The sequence below is a fragment of the Frankia casuarinae genome (assembly GCF_000013345.1).
In the GTDB taxonomy this organism is placed as follows: Bacteria; Actinomycetota; Actinomycetes; order Frankiales; family Frankiaceae; genus Frankia; species Frankia casuarinae.
In genome coordinates this window covers 3,574,916-3,589,834 of sequence record NC_007777.1, presented here as the reverse complement: position 1 = coordinate 3,589,834, position 14,919 = coordinate 3,574,916, and the positions used below count along the sequence as shown (strand labels likewise).

12 protein-coding genes are annotated in these 14,919 nt (G+C 71.6%); 11 read left to right on the top strand and 1 reads right to left on the bottom strand.

The features are described from left to right. Window positions 1–30 precede the first annotated feature (30 nt). From priA to FRANCCI3_RS15180, 6 genes are all read left to right on the top strand, one after another. Entirely contained in the window at window positions 31–789 is a 759-nt protein-coding gene (gene priA, locus FRANCCI3_RS15200; RefSeq protein ID WP_011437408.1) for a bifunctional 1-(5-phosphoribosyl)-5-((5-phosphoribosylamino)methylideneamino)imidazole-4-carboxamide isomerase/phosphoribosylanthranilate isomerase PriA, read from the top strand. Continuing rightward, window positions 786–1,550 carry an imidazole glycerol phosphate synthase subunit HisF gene (gene hisF, locus FRANCCI3_RS15195; RefSeq protein ID WP_011437407.1) on the top strand — a complete coding sequence of 255 codons (765 nt, stop codon included), beginning with the start codon at window positions 786–788 and terminating at the stop codon, window positions 1,548–1,550. Before priA ends, hisF begins: the two co-directional genes overlap by 4 nt. 68 nt (window positions 1,551–1,618) lie before the next feature. Next, window positions 1,619–1,789, top strand: a complete 171-nt coding sequence (locus tag FRANCCI3_RS24760; RefSeq protein ID WP_023840792.1) for a hypothetical protein — start codon at window positions 1,619–1,621, stop codon at window positions 1,787–1,789. Next, window positions 1,786–2,283: a phosphoribosyl-AMP cyclohydrolase gene (hisI, locus tag FRANCCI3_RS15190; RefSeq protein WP_011437406.1), complete on the top strand. Its 498-nt coding sequence runs from the start codon at window positions 1,786–1,788 to the stop codon at window positions 2,281–2,283. Before FRANCCI3_RS24760 ends, hisI begins: the two co-directional genes overlap by 4 nt. Then, the gene (locus FRANCCI3_RS15185) at window positions 2,280–3,857 is read left to right on the top strand and encodes an anthranilate synthase component I (RefSeq protein ID WP_011437405.1); all 1,578 of its coding nucleotides are present in this window, start codon (window positions 2,280–2,282) and stop codon (window positions 3,855–3,857) included. The genes hisI and FRANCCI3_RS15185 overlap by 4 nt, the downstream gene beginning before the upstream one ends. Further along, entirely contained in the window at window positions 3,854–4,555 is a 702-nt protein-coding gene (locus FRANCCI3_RS15180) for a Trp biosynthesis-associated membrane protein (RefSeq protein ID WP_082456682.1), read from the top strand. The genes FRANCCI3_RS15185 and FRANCCI3_RS15180 overlap by 4 nt, the downstream gene beginning before the upstream one ends. On the opposite strand, the gene FRANCCI3_RS15175 is transcribed toward FRANCCI3_RS15180, so the two are convergent. Next, entirely contained in the window at window positions 4,556–4,906 is a 351-nt protein-coding gene (locus FRANCCI3_RS15175) for a hypothetical protein (RefSeq protein ID WP_011437403.1), read from the bottom strand. It lies immediately after the preceding gene. A 562-nt stretch (window positions 4,907–5,468) separates the two neighbouring features. Between FRANCCI3_RS15175 and trpC the strand changes: the two genes are divergently transcribed. The 5 genes from trpC to gltB all read left to right on the top strand — a co-directional run bounded on the left by trpC (window position 5,469) and on the right by gltB (window position 14,870). After that, on the top strand, window positions 5,469–6,272 hold the full coding sequence (gene trpC / locus FRANCCI3_RS15170; RefSeq protein ID WP_035732068.1) for an indole-3-glycerol phosphate synthase TrpC: 804 nt from the start codon (window positions 5,469–5,471) through the stop codon (window positions 6,270–6,272). A gap of 54 nt (window positions 6,273–6,326) precedes the next feature. Further along, window positions 6,327–7,664, top strand: a complete 1,338-nt coding sequence (gene trpB / locus FRANCCI3_RS15165; protein WP_011437401.1) for a tryptophan synthase subunit beta — start codon at window positions 6,327–6,329, stop codon at window positions 7,662–7,664. Between the two features lie 129 nt (window positions 7,665–7,793). Next, the gene (gene trpA / locus FRANCCI3_RS15160; protein WP_011437400.1) at window positions 7,794–8,615 is read left to right on the top strand and encodes a tryptophan synthase subunit alpha; all 822 of its coding nucleotides are present in this window, start codon (window positions 7,794–7,796) and stop codon (window positions 8,613–8,615) included. A gap of 223 nt (window positions 8,616–8,838) precedes the next feature. Further along, complete coding sequence (gene lgt, locus FRANCCI3_RS15155; protein ID WP_373420605.1) at window positions 8,839–10,032, top strand: prolipoprotein diacylglyceryl transferase; 1,194 nt, start codon at window positions 8,839–8,841, stop codon at window positions 10,030–10,032. A 281-nt stretch (window positions 10,033–10,313) separates the two neighbouring features. Further along, on the top strand, window positions 10,314–14,870 hold the full coding sequence (gene gltB, locus FRANCCI3_RS15150; protein WP_011437398.1) for a glutamate synthase large subunit: 4,557 nt from the start codon (window positions 10,314–10,316) through the stop codon (window positions 14,868–14,870). The last annotated feature ends 49 nt before the right edge of the window (window positions 14,871–14,919 follow it).

The window sequence follows — 14,919 nt, the reverse complement described above, 5'->3', positions numbered from 1 at the left end:
AGCGCCCCGCTGGACCGTAGGGTGGCCGATGTGACGCTTACTCTGCTGCCCGCCGTGGACGTGGCCGACGGCAGGGCCGTCCGACTCGTCCAGGGCGAGGCCGGTTCCGAGACCTCGTACGGCGACCCGCGGGAGGCGGCGCTGACCTGGCAGCGCGACGGCGCCGAGTGGATCCACCTGGTCGATCTCGACGCTGCCTTCGGCCGGGGGTCGAATCGGGAGCTCATCGCCGAGGTGGTACGCGCGGTGGACGTGGCCGTCGAGCTCTCCGGCGGCATCCGCGACGACGCATCGCTCGACGCGGCGCTGGCCACCGGCGCGGCCCGGGTCAACATCGGCACGGCTGCGCTCGAGGATCCCGACTGGGTCCGCCGGGCCATCGACCGGGTCGGTGACCGTATCGCGGTCGGTCTCGACGTCCGGGGGACCACGCTGTCGGCCCGGGGCTGGACGCGGGACGGTGGCGAGCTGTTCGATGTGCTCGCCCGCCTCGACGCCGACGGCTGCGCCCGGTACGTGGTGACGGATGTGCGCCGAGACGGCACGCTCACCGGGCCGAACGTCGAGCTCCTGCGCTCCGTGACCGCGGCCACCAGCCGGCCGGTGGTCGCCAGCGGCGGCGTGGCCACGCTCGACGACCTCACCGCGATCGCCGTGGTGCCCGGAGTGGAGGGCGCGATCATCGGCAAGGCGCTCTACGCCGGCGCCTTCACGCTGCCCGAGGCCCTGGCCGTTGCCGGGAATATCGGGAATATCGGAAACGGATGTGCGGGTGCGGTGGGTCGATGAGCGTCGCGGTCCGGGTGATTCCCTGCCTCGACGTTGACGCCGGCCGGGTCGTGAAGGGCGTGAACTTCACGGACCTGCGCGACGCCGGCGACCCGGTCGAGATGGCGCGCCTCTACGACGCCGAGGGTGCCGACGAGCTGACGTTCCTCGACATCACCGCGTCCAGCGGCGATCGGGAGACCACCTATGACATCGTGCGGCGGACCGCCGAACAGGTGTTCATCCCGCTGACCGTGGGTGGCGGGGTCCGCTCGGTCGACGACGTGAACCGCCTGCTGCGGGCGGGGGCCGACAAGGTCGGCATCAACACGGCGGCGGTGGCCCGGCCCGAGCTGGTGCGCGAGTGCGCCCACCGGTTCGGTAACCAGTGCATCGTCATCTCGGTGGACGCCCGGCGCCCACCCGGTCCCGACGGTCCGCGCTTCGAGGTCACGACGCACGGCGGCCGCAAGGGCACCGGCATCGACGCGGTGGCCTGGACGGCGCGGGTGGTCGAGCTCGGCGCCGGGGAGATCCTGCTCAACTCGATGGATGCCGACGGCACACGGGACGGCTACGACCTGGAGATGATCTGCGCGGTGCGTGCCGAGGTCGATGTCCCGGTGATCGCCAGCGGCGGGGCCGGCGACCTGGCCCACTTCGCGCCGGCGATCGACGCGGGCGCGGACGCGGTGCTCGCGGCGAGCGTGTTCCACTTCGGGCAGCTGCGCATCGGCGAGGTGAAGACGGCGCTGCGCGGCGCGGGTGTACCCGTGCGCTGACCAGGCGCGTCCGCCGACGGGGCGCCGACGGGGCGCCGACGGCCGAGGCGGCACAGGACGTCGTCGTCGTGGACGCCGGACGGATCGTCCAGCGCGGTCCGCGCCGGGATCTGATCGCGATGCGCGGCGTGTACCAGCGCCTGCACCGATCCTGGGCGGCGGGGGTCGGGACGGGAGCGGCGGGCGGCCCGTCGCCCGGCACCGCTGCGGCGCCGGGCGCGAGCAGAATGGTGGGGTGACCATTCGCCCTTCCGCTCTGGATCCCGCCATCGCCCGTAGGCTGCGCCGCAACGACGCGGGCCTGTTCCCCGCCGTCGCCCAGCAGTACGACACCGGCGAGGTGCTGATGCTCGGGTGGATGGACGACGAGGCGCTGCACCGGACCCTCACCACGGGCCGGGCCACGTACTGGAGCCGCAGCCGCGCGGAGTACTGGGTCAAGGGGGAGACCAGCGGGCACCGGCAATGGGTGCGGTCGGTCGCGCTCGACTGCGACGGGGACACCGTCCTCGTCCGGGTGGACCAGGTGGGCCCGGCCTGCCACACGGGCACGCGGACCTGCTTCGACGGCAATCTTCTGCCCACGGTGACCGTCGAGGCCGCGGATACCGCCCGGCCCCGCGACCTCTCCGGTGCCGCCAGCGTTTCCGGTGCCGCCAGCGTTTCCGGTGCCGCCGGTGACCCCGCTGGCGTGGACAGGGCCGGCGTGAGCAAGGCCGGCGCGGACCGATGACGACCGGGCAGATCATCCCCGGCCGGGAGGAGTTCCGGGCCGCGGCGGCGGCGCATCCGGTCGTCGCCGTCACCCGTCGGCTGCTCGCCGACGGGGAGACACCCGTCGGCGTCTACCGCAAGCTCGCCGGCGGCCCCGGGACGTTCCTGCTGGAATCGGCGGAGCATGGCGGGGTGTGGTCGCGGTATTCGTTCATCGGTGTGCGGGCCGCGGCGACGCTGACCGAGCGCGACGGGCAGGCGGTGTGGGTGGACGGTGCGCCGCCTCCCGGAGTGCCGGTCGACGGTGACCCGCTCGACATCCTGCGTGCGGTGGAGAGCACTCTGCAGGCCTCGAACAGCCCACAGGCCCCTCCGCTCATGGGTGGTCTGGTCGGCTATCTCGGCTACGACATCGTGCGCCGCATCGAGCGGCTCCCCGCGCACGCCGTCGACGACCTCGGCCTTCCCGAGTTGCGCATGCTGCTCACCACCGATCTCGCCGTGCTGGACCATCGGGATGGTTCCTGCCTGCTGGTGGCCAACGTCTTCACCGGCCGCGGGAATGGTGCCGGTGACGCAGGCGCCACCGGCACCACCGGTGGGGACGCGGACGCCGCCGCACACCCGGCCGGGATCGACCTGGACGCCGCCTACGACGACGCGGTGGCCCGGCTGGAGGCCATGACCAGCGATCTCGCGAAGTGGAACGAGCCGACCGTGGCGACCACGGCGGGCACCGCCGCGGGGGTCGGCGACTTCGTCTCCGCCACGCCTCCCGGTGCCTTCCAGACCGCGGTCGAGCGGGCCATCGAGGAGATCCGCGCCGGCGAGTGCTTCCAGATCGTCGTCTCGCAGCGCTTCGAACGGCGGACGACCGCGGATGCGCTCGACGTCTACCGGGTGCTGCGGACCTCGAATCCGAGTCCCTATATGTACCTGCTGCGTTTCGCCGACCACGACGTCGTCGGATCCTCCCCGGAGGCGCACGTCAAGGTCACCGGCCGCCGGGCGTTGCTGCACCCCATCGCGGGCAGCCGGCCCCGGGGAGGCACTCCCGAACAGGACGCCGAGCTTGCGGCGGAGCTTCTCGCGGATCCGAAGGAACGCTCCGAGCACGTGATGCTGGTCGACCTGGTCCGCAACGACCTCGGGCGGGTCTGCAACCCCGGTTCGGTCCGGGTCGTCGAGTTCGCGGCCATCGAACGGTTCTCGCACATCATGCACATTGTCTCCACGGTGATCGGTGAGGTGGCTCCGGACCGCAGCGCCGTGGACGTGCTGGCCGCGACGTTTCCGGCGGGGACGCTCTCGGGGGCGCCCAAGGTGCGGGCGATGGAGGTCATCGACGAGCTGGAGCCGACCCGGCGGGGCCTGTACGGGGGCGTGGTCGGCTACCTGGACTTCGGCGGTGATCTGGACACCGCGATCGCGATCCGCACCACAGTGATGCGCGACGGTATGGCCTACGTTCAGGCCGGAGCCGGCATCGTCGCGGATTCCGATCCCGACACCGAGGATCTGGAAAGCCGCGCGAAGGCCGCCGCCGTCCTGCGCGCCGTCGAGGTCGCCGAGTCGTTGCGACCGCCGTCATGACGGCCGCAGGGTCCCCCCCCGCGGGGCGCCCATCCTCCCCGCGCGACCGGGCCGGCACCGCGGAGCCGCCTTCGCCGGGCCACCGTCCCGGAGGCGATGTGCACGCGGCCGAGGCGATGCGACGCGGCCACCGGGAACGCACCCTCGCGGTGCTGGGATGTCTGCTCGGTGCCGGCGTCGTGCTCGTGTCGGGCGGTGCGACCTGGGTGTCCGCTCGGGTGAGCGGGCCCCGCGGTGGGGCGGACGGCGGCGCCGTCGCGGCGCCACTCGCCGTGCACTGGACCGGCGGGGCGCTCGCATCGACGGCGACCGCTCTCGCCCTGGTCGGGCTTGCCGCGGCCGTGGCGATCGTGGCCACCCGGCGCATCGGGCGGCTGGTCATCGGTGTGCTCACCGCGGCCGCCGGGGCCGGTATCGCCTACGTGGCCGGACGCATCGGCTGGGATCCACTCCCGACGCTGCGCGAGACCGATCAGGTCCGCCAGCTCGTGCCCGGTGGCCAGGCGCGGATCGATGACGTCAGCCAGACGATCGCTCCCTGGCTGTCGTTTGCGGGCGGGCTGCTGCTCATCCTCGTCGGCGCCCTCGTCGTCCTGCGCGGCCGGTCATGGCCCGCAATGTCCGGCCGCTACCAGGCCCGCGATGCCACTCCGGCCGACGCCTGGGACGCGATCGAGCGGGGCCACGACCCGACCTGATCACCTGGCGTCTCCGCGACGCCCGGCTTGGCGGGCCGGCCAGCCGGAACCGGGAGCGCCACCGGCCAGCGGGTCGGCCAGCGGGTCGGCGGGCGCCAGGTCCGCGGGTGGGAGGTCGGGAAACGGGTCGACCAGCTCCGTGAGAGCCAGCGCCCGGCGGTCCAGGTCGGCTTCGAGCATCATCATGACGGCGTCCATCCGGATCAGGCAGCGGGACAGCTCGTCGAGCTGCTCGGCGAGCTCGGGCTCGAGGCGGGGCCGCCGGTGCGCGCCCGGGGCGTCGCGCGCCGCGGGCACCCGGGCGGCGCCGAGGGGGGACGAGAGGGGGGACGAGAGGGGGCGGCTGTCCATCGGAACTCTCCTCGGTGTCGAACTCATGTTCGAGTATAGGGGGCGCCGACGATCGACGCCAGCCCGCCACGCCGTCCCTGGGGCGCTGCCCGGGTCCGCCCGAGGGTTCGGGTCCGCCCGAGGACATGTGCGGCGTGCCATGCGTGTTTCCGGTCGGCGAAGGCGCGGCGGTCCCGAGTGTGCGCGGCGCGTTGCGGCCGCCGATCCCGAGAACCTGTCGTGCGGCCGCCCGGATCTCGTGATGTCGTCGCCCGACGATCGAGGTGGTAACCCGGTGGTGCCTCTGCACACGGTGGTTCACCGGCCTCGTCGCGTTACTCTGTCAACGGGCTCACGACGCAAGATCGATTGCGGACCGTAGCTGATCGGTGCAGGCGGATCCGAAGTGGCTGACAGTGCAGCGTCCGTGAAGATGGGTGCGTTCGGGCCGCTACCCGATTCCTCACGGGAAAGTCAACTATGTGGAGTCGTGGATCGTAGCCGCATGTGGGGGGGCCGGGCACACCGTGCCTGCCTGGCCTACCATCGGCGGCATGACCGCGACAGTCGCGAGCGCGGGGCGATGAGCGTTCTCACCGAGATCCTCGACGGGGTCGGGATCGATCTTGCCGCCCGCGAGCAACAGACCTCTCTGGCAGATCTCAAGCGGCGGGTGGAACGCGTTCCCGACCCGAAGGACGCGCTTGCCGTCTTCCGGGACTCCCGGGTCTCGGTGATTGCCGAGGTGAAGCGCCGTTCCCCCTCGAAGGGGGAGCTGGCGACCATCACCGACCCCGCTGCCCTCGCCACCGAGTACGAGGCGGCGGGCGCCGCCGCGGTGAGTGTCCTGACCGAGCAACGGCGCTTCAGCGGCTCCCTGGCCGACCTCGACGCCGTGCGTCGCGCGGTGGACGTCCCGCTGCTGCGCAAGGACTTCATCGTGTCGCCCTACCAGGTCTTCGAGGCCCGGGCGCACGGGGCGGACATCGTCCTGCTCATCGTCGCGGCGCTGGACCAGCCGCGGCTCGTCGGCCTGCGCGAGCGGATCGAGTCCCTGGGCATGACGGCGCTGGTCGAGGTGCATGACGAGGCGGAGATGGTGCGGGCGCTGGACGCCGGCGCCCAACTGGTCGGGGTGAACGCCCGCGACCTGCACACGCTGAAGATCGATCGGAGCACCTTCGCCCGGCTCGCGCCGATGGTGCCCCCGGAAGTGCTCGCGGTCGCCGAGTCCGGCATCCGGGGGCCGCACGATCTGCTCGCCTACGCCGCTGCGGGGGCGGACGTGGTACTGGTCGGCGAGGCAGCCGTCACCGGCGATCCTCGTCAGACGGTCGCCGATCTGGTGGCGGCCGGCGCGCATCCGGCGGCCCGGGTCGGGCGCTGAGGCCGCCGGCGCCCGTGCCCCGGTATCCGGGGCTCGGCCCTATACAGTCGCACCGTGACCACCCGAACCGCTGCCGAGTCAGTTCGCCCCGCGGCCGCCGGAACCGGGACGCCGTCGGGCTCCGGTCCGGTCCGTCCGGACACGTCGAGCTGGCAGGCGTTCCCCGACTCTTCGGGGCACTTCGGGCGTTTCGGTGGTCGTTTCGTCCCCGAGGCCCTCATGGCGGCGCTGGACGAGCTCACCGCAGCCTACGCGGCGGCCAGGGTGGATCCCGGCTTCACCGCGGAACTGGACGGGCTGCTGGCGAGCTACGCGGGCCGGCCCACTCCGCTCACCGACGCCCACCGGCTCACCGCGCACGTTGGCGGTGCCCGCATCCTGCTCAAGCGTGAGGATCTTGCGCACACCGGTTCCCACAAGATCAATAATGTCCTCGGGCAGTGCCTGCTGACCCGGCGGATGGGCAAGACCCGGGTTATCGCCGAGACCGGAGCCGGTCAGCACGGTGTTGCCACGGCCACCGCCTGCGCCCTGCTCGGCCTGGACTGCGTCGTCTACATGGGCGAGGAGGACACCCGCCGGCAGGCCCTAAACGTCGCCCGGATGCGCCTGCTCGGCGCCGAGGTCGTTGCGGTCACCTCCGGCAGCCGAACCTTGAAGGACGCCATCAACGAGGCCATGCGCGACTGGGTGGCCACCGTTGACACGACCCATTACTGCATCGGGTCGGTGATGGGCCCGCATCCGTTCCCGATGCTGGTCCGCGACTTCCAGCGGATCATCGGGGTCGAGGCGCGCGCCCAGGTGCTCGATCGTGTCGGCCGACTGCCCGACGCCGTCGTCGCCTGCGTCGGTGGCGGCTCGAACGCGATGGGCATCTTCCACCCGTTCATCCCCGACGTCGAGGTCGCGCTGATCGGCTGCGAGGCCGGGGGGGACGGGGTCGCCACCGGTCGGCACGCCGCGGCGATCGCCGGCGGTTCCGCGGGCGTGCTGCACGGCATGCGGACGTTCCTGCTGCAGGACGAGTTCGGGCAGACCCAGGTCTCCCACTCGATCTCGGCGGGTCTGGACTACCCTGGCATCGGCCCCGAGCATGCCCTGCTGCACGAGACCGGTCGGGCGAGCTATCGGGTCGTGGACGACACCGCCGCGATGGAGGCGCTCGCGCTGGTGGCCCGTACCGAGGGCATCCTGGTCGCGATCGAGAGCGCGCACGCCTTCGCGGGTGCCCTCGACGTCGCCCGGAAGCTCGGTCCGGGCACGACTGTCGTCGTCAACTGCTCCGGTCGGGGGGACAAGGACGTCGACACCGCCGCCCGCTGGTTCGACCTCCTCGACGAGGCCGATGCCGGCGGGGGCCCCGTCGGCGGTCCGGCGCGACCGGTCTGAGGGACCCTGAGGGATCCTGTCTCGGGACCGGCAGCAACCAAGACGGGACGCACGGGACGCGTAGGACGCACAGAACGCGCAGGACAGACAGGCCATAAAGGCCCTCGGGCTCGACGGAACGGACGCACGGTGCAGAGTCGGTTGGACGCAGTGTTCGCGGCGGCCCGCGAGGAGGGGCGGTCGGTGCTGGTCGGCTATCTGCCCGCGGGATTCCCGACGGTGGACGGGGCGATCGAGGCCATGCGGGCCATGGTGGCGGCGGGAGTCGACGTTGTTGAGGTCGGCCTGCCCTACTCCGACCCCACCATGGATGGTCCGGTGATCCAGGACGCGGCGGATGCGGCCCTGCGCGGCGGGGTCACGACGCGGGACGTGATCCGCACCGTCGAGGCCGTCGCCGCGACGGGGGCCCCGGCCCTGGTCATGTCCTACTGGAACCCGATCGACCGCTACGGCGCGGCCTCGTTTGCGGCCGATCTGGCCGCCGCCGGGGGCGCCGGAGCAATCACTCCGGACCTGCCGCCCGAGGAGGCCGGGCCCTGGCTCGACGCGTGCGCCGCGCACGGCCTGGCCCCGGTGTTCCTCGTCGCTCCCAGCTCCTCGGACACCCGTCTCCGGCTGGTCGCCGGCGTCGCGCGCGGCTTCGTCTATGCCGCCTCGCTGATGGGTGTCACCGGGACCCGGGCGGCGGTCGGCGAGCGGGCGGCCGATCTGGTCGCCCGGGTGCGGGCCGCCACCGAGCTCCCGGTGGCGGTGGGGCTCGGGGTGAGCACCGCGGCGCAGGCCGCCGAGGTCGCGGGCTTCGCCGACGGTGTGATCGTCGGCTCCGCGCTGGTGAAGGTCCTGCTTGAGGCGGAACGTTCCGGAGCCGGCGCCTCAGCGGGCCTCGCCGGAATCCGTCGGCTCGCCGCGGAACTCGCCGGAGGGGTGCGCGCTCCCGTTCCGGCGTGAACTCCCGGCCGCCCCGACCCGGCCGTCACATCTGTCGCCCACATCGAGTATTGCCCACATCGAGCGCCGCATATATCATCCCGCCGCGCACCGAGCGAGACACGTGACTGTGCGACACGTGACTGTGCGACACGTGGCCGGGGCACCCCGCGCGTGATGGACGGGTCCACGGGATAGCCTGGCGACCGTGGTTCTCGCCGCTATTCCTAGCCCATCGCGTGGCGTGGTGCATCTCGGGCCGGTGCCGCTGCGTGCCTACGCCCTGATGATCATTATTGGCGTCTTCGTCGCCGTATTCGTGACGGGAAGAAGGCTGCGCGCTCGCGGCATGGATCCCATGGTGGCCAGCGAGGTCGCCTACTGGGCCGTCCCGTTCGGCATCGTCGGCGCCCGCGTCTACCACGTGGTCAGCACTCCGGCCGCCTATTTCGGCCGGGACGGCAACGTGCTGGACGTCATCAAGATCTGGAACGGCGGGCTGGGTATCTGGGGCGCCATCGCGGGCGGGGCCTTCGGCGCGTGGCTGGCGACCCGGCGCTACGGCATCAGCCTCGCCCTGTTCGGCGACGCCGCGGCGCCGGGCATCATCCTGGCCCAGGCGATCGGACGCTGGGGCAACTGGTTCAACCAGGAGCTGTACGGCAAGGCGAGCACCCTGCCCTGGGCGGTGCGCATCGACGAGAAGCACCAGATCATCCCCGGCGTGTCCACCTATCAGCCGACCTTCCTCTACGAGTGCCTGTGGAACCTGGTGGTGGCCGGGATCCTGTTGGTCGTCGATCGGCGGCACCGGCTCGGCCGCGGCAAGCTGTTCTGCCTCTACGTCGCGCTCTACACGTTCGGCCGGTTGTGGATCGAGATGCTGCGCATCGACACGGCGAACCAGATCCTCGGGCTGCGGGTCAACATCTGGACCTCGATCGTCGTCTGTCTGGGGGCGTTGCTGGCGCTGGCGGTCACCCGCAGTCCCGTGGATCCGAATCTGTCCAGGGAGGAGCAGGAGGCCCTCGGAATCGCCCGTTCCCGGCCCGCGGCGCGGTCCACGGTGACGACCGCCGGTACCGCCGACCAGCGGGCGGCCGCTCCCGATTCGGCCGGTCCCGATTCGGCCGCTCTCGATTCGGTCGGTCCCGATTCGGTCGATCCTGATCTGGGCGGTCCCGATCCGGCCGATCCTGGTTCCGCCGGGTCGGTGCCCGCCGCCGCGGTGCCCGATGCCTCCGGGTCGACCGCCACCACTGCCACTACCGCCACCACCGCCACCACCGCCACTACCGCCACCACTGCCACCACTGCCACCACTGCCACCACCGGCGTACCGGCTGGTTCGCAGCAGAGCCGCGGCCTGGCGACGAGATTGCCGGCGAGCGGTGGGCACACGTCGGCCGTTCCGCCGGAGGAGCCGCAGCTGCCCTGATGAGACGCCGGAGACGCCGGAGACGCCGTCTCCGGCGGGGCCCCGGGCGTCGGCTGGACCGTCGACCTTCCCCTACTTGTAGTGACCGAGGCCGGGCGGGGAGGTATGACGTCATCTGGCGGTGATCTCCTGGACATATTTGATCGCGGCGCATGAGCGGGCCGCGTGGCACACTCGGTAGAGACACGGGGCGCCGGGCCAGCGTCGCCGTGCCGTCACACCACTCGGACAGCGTTGTCCGCACCCCCTTCAGCCCCTGAAGATGGACAGGACTTCGCCGGATGCCGAGTGCGCAAGGTCTTTACGACCCCACCTTCGAACACGATGCCTGTGGCGTCGGCTTCGTCGTCGATGTACACGGCAGGCGCAGTCACGAGCTGGTCGAGCAGGGCCTGACCGTGCTGCGTAACCTCGACCACCGGGGTGCCTCGGGCAGCGACCCGGACACCGGCGACGGAGCCGGCATCCTGGTGCAGGTCCCCGACCTGTTCCTGCGTGACGTCGTCGACTTCACGCTGCCCGCCCCGGGGCGTTACGCCGTCGGGATCGCCTTCCTGCCGCAGGTCTCGGGGGAGCGGGACGAAGCCGTGCGCACCATCAGCCGCATCGTCCGCCAGGAGGGGCTGCGGGTCCTCGGCTGGCGTGAGGTGCCGGTCGTCAGCCACATCGTCGGGCACGCGGCCCACGAGGTTGAGCCGCGGATGCGGCAGCTGTTCCTCGCATTGCCCGGCAGTCTGCCCGCCGCCGGTCCGGTTGAGGGCGGCGCGGGGAACGGGTTCGACCAGGCCGACCTCGAACGTCGGGCGTTCTGCGCCCGCAAGCGGATCCGCCGGGAGACCGGCGTCTACCTGGCGTCGCTGTCGTCGCGGACCCTGGTCTACAAGGGGATGCTCACCACCCACCAGCTCTCGGCCTACTTTCCCGACCTCGACGACCCCCGGTTCACCAGTGCCATCGCGCTGGTGCACAGCCGGTTCTCCACGAACACCTTCCCGAGCTGGCCGCTGGCGCACCCGTACCGGTTCGTCGCCCACAACGGGGAGATCAACACTGTCCGCGGGAACCGGAACTGGATGCGGGCCCGCGAGGCGCTGCTCGCCAGCGACCTGATCCCCGGTGACCTCTCCCGGCTGTTCCCCGTCTGCGCGGACGGGGCGAGCGACTCGGCGAGCTTCGACGAGGTCCTGGAACTGCTGTACCTGGGCGGTCGCAGCCTGCCGCACGCGGTGCTGATGATGATCCCCGAGGCGTGGGAGAACCACACCGAGATGGACCCGGCGCTGCGCGCCTTCTACCAGTTCCACTCCACGCTGATGGAGCCGTGGGACGGCCCGGCCTCCATCGCGTTCACCGACGGGACGGTCATCGGGGCGGTGCTCGACCGTAACGGGCTGCGGCCCTCGCGGTACTGGGTCACCGACGACGGCCTGGTCGTGATGGCCTCCGAGGTGGGCGTGCTCGACATCCCGCCGCACAAGGTGGTGCAGAAAGGCCGGCTCCAGCCGGGGCGGATGTTCCTGGTGGATACCGCCGAGGGGCGCATCGTCAGCGACGAGGAGATCAAGTCCGAGCTCGCGAACGCGGCGCCGTACGCGGAGTGGTTGCACGCCGGTCTGATCGAGCTGGACGACCTGCCCGAGCGGGAGCAGCTCCTCTACGGGCACTCCTCGGTGCTGCGTCGCCAGCAGGTGTTCGGCTACACGCTGGAGGAGCTGCGCGTGCTCGTCGCGCCGATGGCGCGCACGGGCGCGGAGCCGATCGGCTCGATGGGCACCGACACGCCGGTGGCGGTGCTCTCCAGCCGTCCCCGGCTGCTGTTCGACTACTTCACCCAGTTGTTCGCGCAGGTCACCAACCCGCCGCTGGACGCGATCCGCGAGGAGTTGGTGACGAGCCTGGGCCGGGTGCTCGGCCCGGAGGGCAACCTGCTCGCGCCATCCCCGGCGTCCTGCCGGATGGTGCACCTGCCCTATCCGGTGATCAGCAGCAGCCAGCTTTCGAAGATCATCGGCATCAACGACGACGGTGACATGCCCGGCTTCGCCTCGGTGACGGTCCGTGGCCTGTATGACGTCGACGGGGGCGGCGCGGCGCTCGCCGCCCGGCTGGCGGAAATCTGCGCCGGGGTCAGCGAGGCCATCGCCGACGGTGCCCGCATCGTCGTGCTCTCCGACCGGGACTCCGACACGCGCAAGGCCCCGATCCCGTCGCTGCTGCTGACCGCCGCCGTGCACCACCACCTGATCCGGGAGCGGACCAGGACGAAGGTCGGCCTCATCGTCGAGTGCGGCGACGCCCGTGAGGTGCACCACATCGCGCTGCTCACCGGCTACGGCGCCGCGGCGGTCAACCCGTACCTGGCATTCGAGTCGATCGACAGCCTCATCGCCGAGGGCGAGATCGTCGGGGTGTCCCGGGAGCAGGCCGAGAAGAACATGATCAAGGCGCTCGGCAAGGGCGTGCTGAAGGTGATGTCCAAGATGGGCATCTCGACGGTGGCGAGCTACACCGGTGCCCAGGTCTTCGAGGCGATCGGGCTGTCCCAGGAACTGATCGACGCCTATTTCGCGGGTACCCCGTCGCGCCTCGACGGCATCGGACTCGACGTCATCGCGGCGGAGGTGGCAGCGCGGCACCGGCGGGCCTACCCGCCGATCGCCTCCGAGCACGCGCACCGCACGCTGGAGGTCGGCGGCGAGTACCAGTGGCGCCGCGAGGGTGAGCTGCACCTGTTCAACCCGGAGACCGTCTTCCTGCTCCAGCACGCCACCCGCACCCGGCAGTACGAGACCTTCCAGAAGTACACCGCCCGGGTCGACGGTCTGTCCCGGGAGAACGCGACGCTGCGGGGTCTGTTCGAGCTGCGTACCGGGGTGCGCACGCCGGTGCCGATCGAGGAGGTCGAGCCGGCCTCGGAGATCGTCAAGCGGTTCGCGACCGGTGCCATGTCCTACGGCTCGATCAGCGCCGAGGCGCACGAGACGCTGGCTATCGCCATGAACCGGCTCGGCGGGAAGTCGAACACCGGCGAGGGCGGCGAGGACGCGGAGCGGTTCACGCCGGACGCGAACGGGGACCTGCGCCGCTCCGCGGTCAAGCAGGTCGCCAGCGGCCGGTTCGGGGTGACCAGCGAGTACCTCGCCAACGCCGACGACATCCAGATCAAGATGGCCCAGGGGGCGAAGCCCGGGGAGGGGGGGCAGCTTCCTGGCCACAAGGTCTACCCGTGGATCGCGAAGACGCGGCACTCGACGCCCGGTGTCGGGCTCATCTCCCCGCCGCCGCACCATGACATCTACTCGATCGAGGACCTCGCCCAGCTCATCCACGACCTGAAGAACGCCAATCCCAAGGCCCGGGTGCACGTCAAGCTGGTCGCCGAGGTCGGCGTCGGCACGGTCGCCGCCGGGGTCTCCAAGGCGCACGCCGATGTGGTGCTGATCTCCGGGCACGACGGCGGGACGGGCGCCTCGCCGCTGACCTCGCTGAAGCACGCGGGTGCCCCCTGGGAGCTGGGGCTGGCCGAGACCCAGCAGACGCTGCTGCTCAACGGCCTGCGCGACCGCATCGTCGTGCAGGTCGACGGGCAGCTGAAGACCGGCCGCGACGTCATCGTCGGGGCGCTGCTGGGGGCCGAGGAGTTCGGTTTCGCCACCGCCCCGCTGGTGGTTGCCGGCTGCGTGATGATGCGCGTCTGCCATCTCGACACCTGTCCGGTCGGTGTGGCGACCCAGAACCCGGAACTGCGCAGGCGGTTCACCGGCAGGCCCGAGTTCGTCGAGGCCTTCTTCACCTTCATCGCCGAGGAGGTGCGCACCTACCTCGCCGCGCTGGGCTTCCGCAGCCTGCAGGAGGCGGTCGGCCGGGTCGACCTGCTCGACGCCCGCGCCGCCGTCGACCACTGGAAGGCCTCCGGCCTCGACATCACCCCGTTGCTGCACACCCCGGAGCGGCCCTTCGGCGGCTCGCTGAACTGCACGTCCAGCCAGGACCACGGGTTGGACAAGGCGCTGGACAACTCGCTGATCCAGCTGTGCGAGGGAGCGCTCGACGACGGCCGGCCGGTCTGGCTGGAGATGCCGATCCGCAACGTCAACCGGACCGTGGGCACCATGCTCGGCTACGAGGTGACGAAGCGCTTCGGCGCGGCGGGGCTGCCCGACGACACGATCCAGCTGCGGTTCACCGGCTCCGCGGGGCAGAGCTTCGGCGCCTTCGCGCCCCGCGGCATGACACTGACCCTCGAGGGCGACGCGAATGACTACGCCGGCAAGGGCCTGTCCGGCGGCAAGATCTTCGTCTTCCCGCCGAAGGAGTCCCCGCTGCGGGCCGAGGAGAACATCGTCGCCGGTAACGTCCTGCTCTACGGGGCGACGGGCGGCGAGGCGTTCTTCCGCGGAATCGTCGGCGAGCGGTTCTGCGTGCGCAACTCCGGGGCGACCGCGGTGGTCGAGGGGGTCGGCGACCACGGCTGCGAGTACATGACCGGCGGCACCGTGCTGGTGCTCGGGGCCATCGGGCGCAACTTCGCCGCGGGCATGAGCGGCGGCGTGGCCTACCTGTACGACCCGGTCGAGGCGCGGATCAACACCGAGATGGTGGACGTCGAGGCGCTGGACGACGCCGACGAGACGATCGTGCGGGACCTGCTCGTCCGGCACCGCCGGGAGACCGGTTCGACGGTGGCCGCCCGGCTTTACACCGACTGGGACACCGTGCGCGGGTCGTTCCGTAAGGTGATGCCACGGGACTACAAGCGGGTGCTGACCGCCATCCGGCAGGCGCAGGAGCAGGGGCTCGTCGCCGACGAGGTCATCATGGCGGCGGCTCGTGGCTGACCGGGCCGCCAAGCACGACCCGACCATCATCGCGATCGCACGGACCCGA

What these genes read in the sequence shown, in the direction of transcription:
- gltB (WP_011437398.1), top strand. Translation starts at nt 10,314, where the DNA reads ATGCCGAGTGCGCAAGGTCTTTACGACCCCACCTTCGAACACGATGCC.
- hisF (WP_011437407.1), top strand. Translation starts at nt 786, where the DNA reads ATGAGCGTCGCGGTCCGGGTGATTCCCTGCCTCGACGTTGACGCCGGC.
- FRANCCI3_RS15175 (WP_011437403.1), bottom strand. Translation starts at nt 4,906, where the DNA reads ATGGACAGCCGCCCCCTCTCGTCCCCCCTCTCGTCCCCCCTCGGCGCC.
- FRANCCI3_RS15180 (WP_082456682.1), top strand. Translation starts at nt 3,854, where the DNA reads ATGACGGCCGCAGGGTCCCCCCCCGCGGGGCGCCCATCCTCCCCGCGC.
- trpC (WP_035732068.1), top strand. Translation starts at nt 5,469, where the DNA reads ATGAGCGTTCTCACCGAGATCCTCGACGGGGTCGGGATCGATCTTGCC.
- FRANCCI3_RS15185 (WP_011437405.1), top strand. Translation starts at nt 2,280, where the DNA reads ATGACGACCGGGCAGATCATCCCCGGCCGGGAGGAGTTCCGGGCCGCG.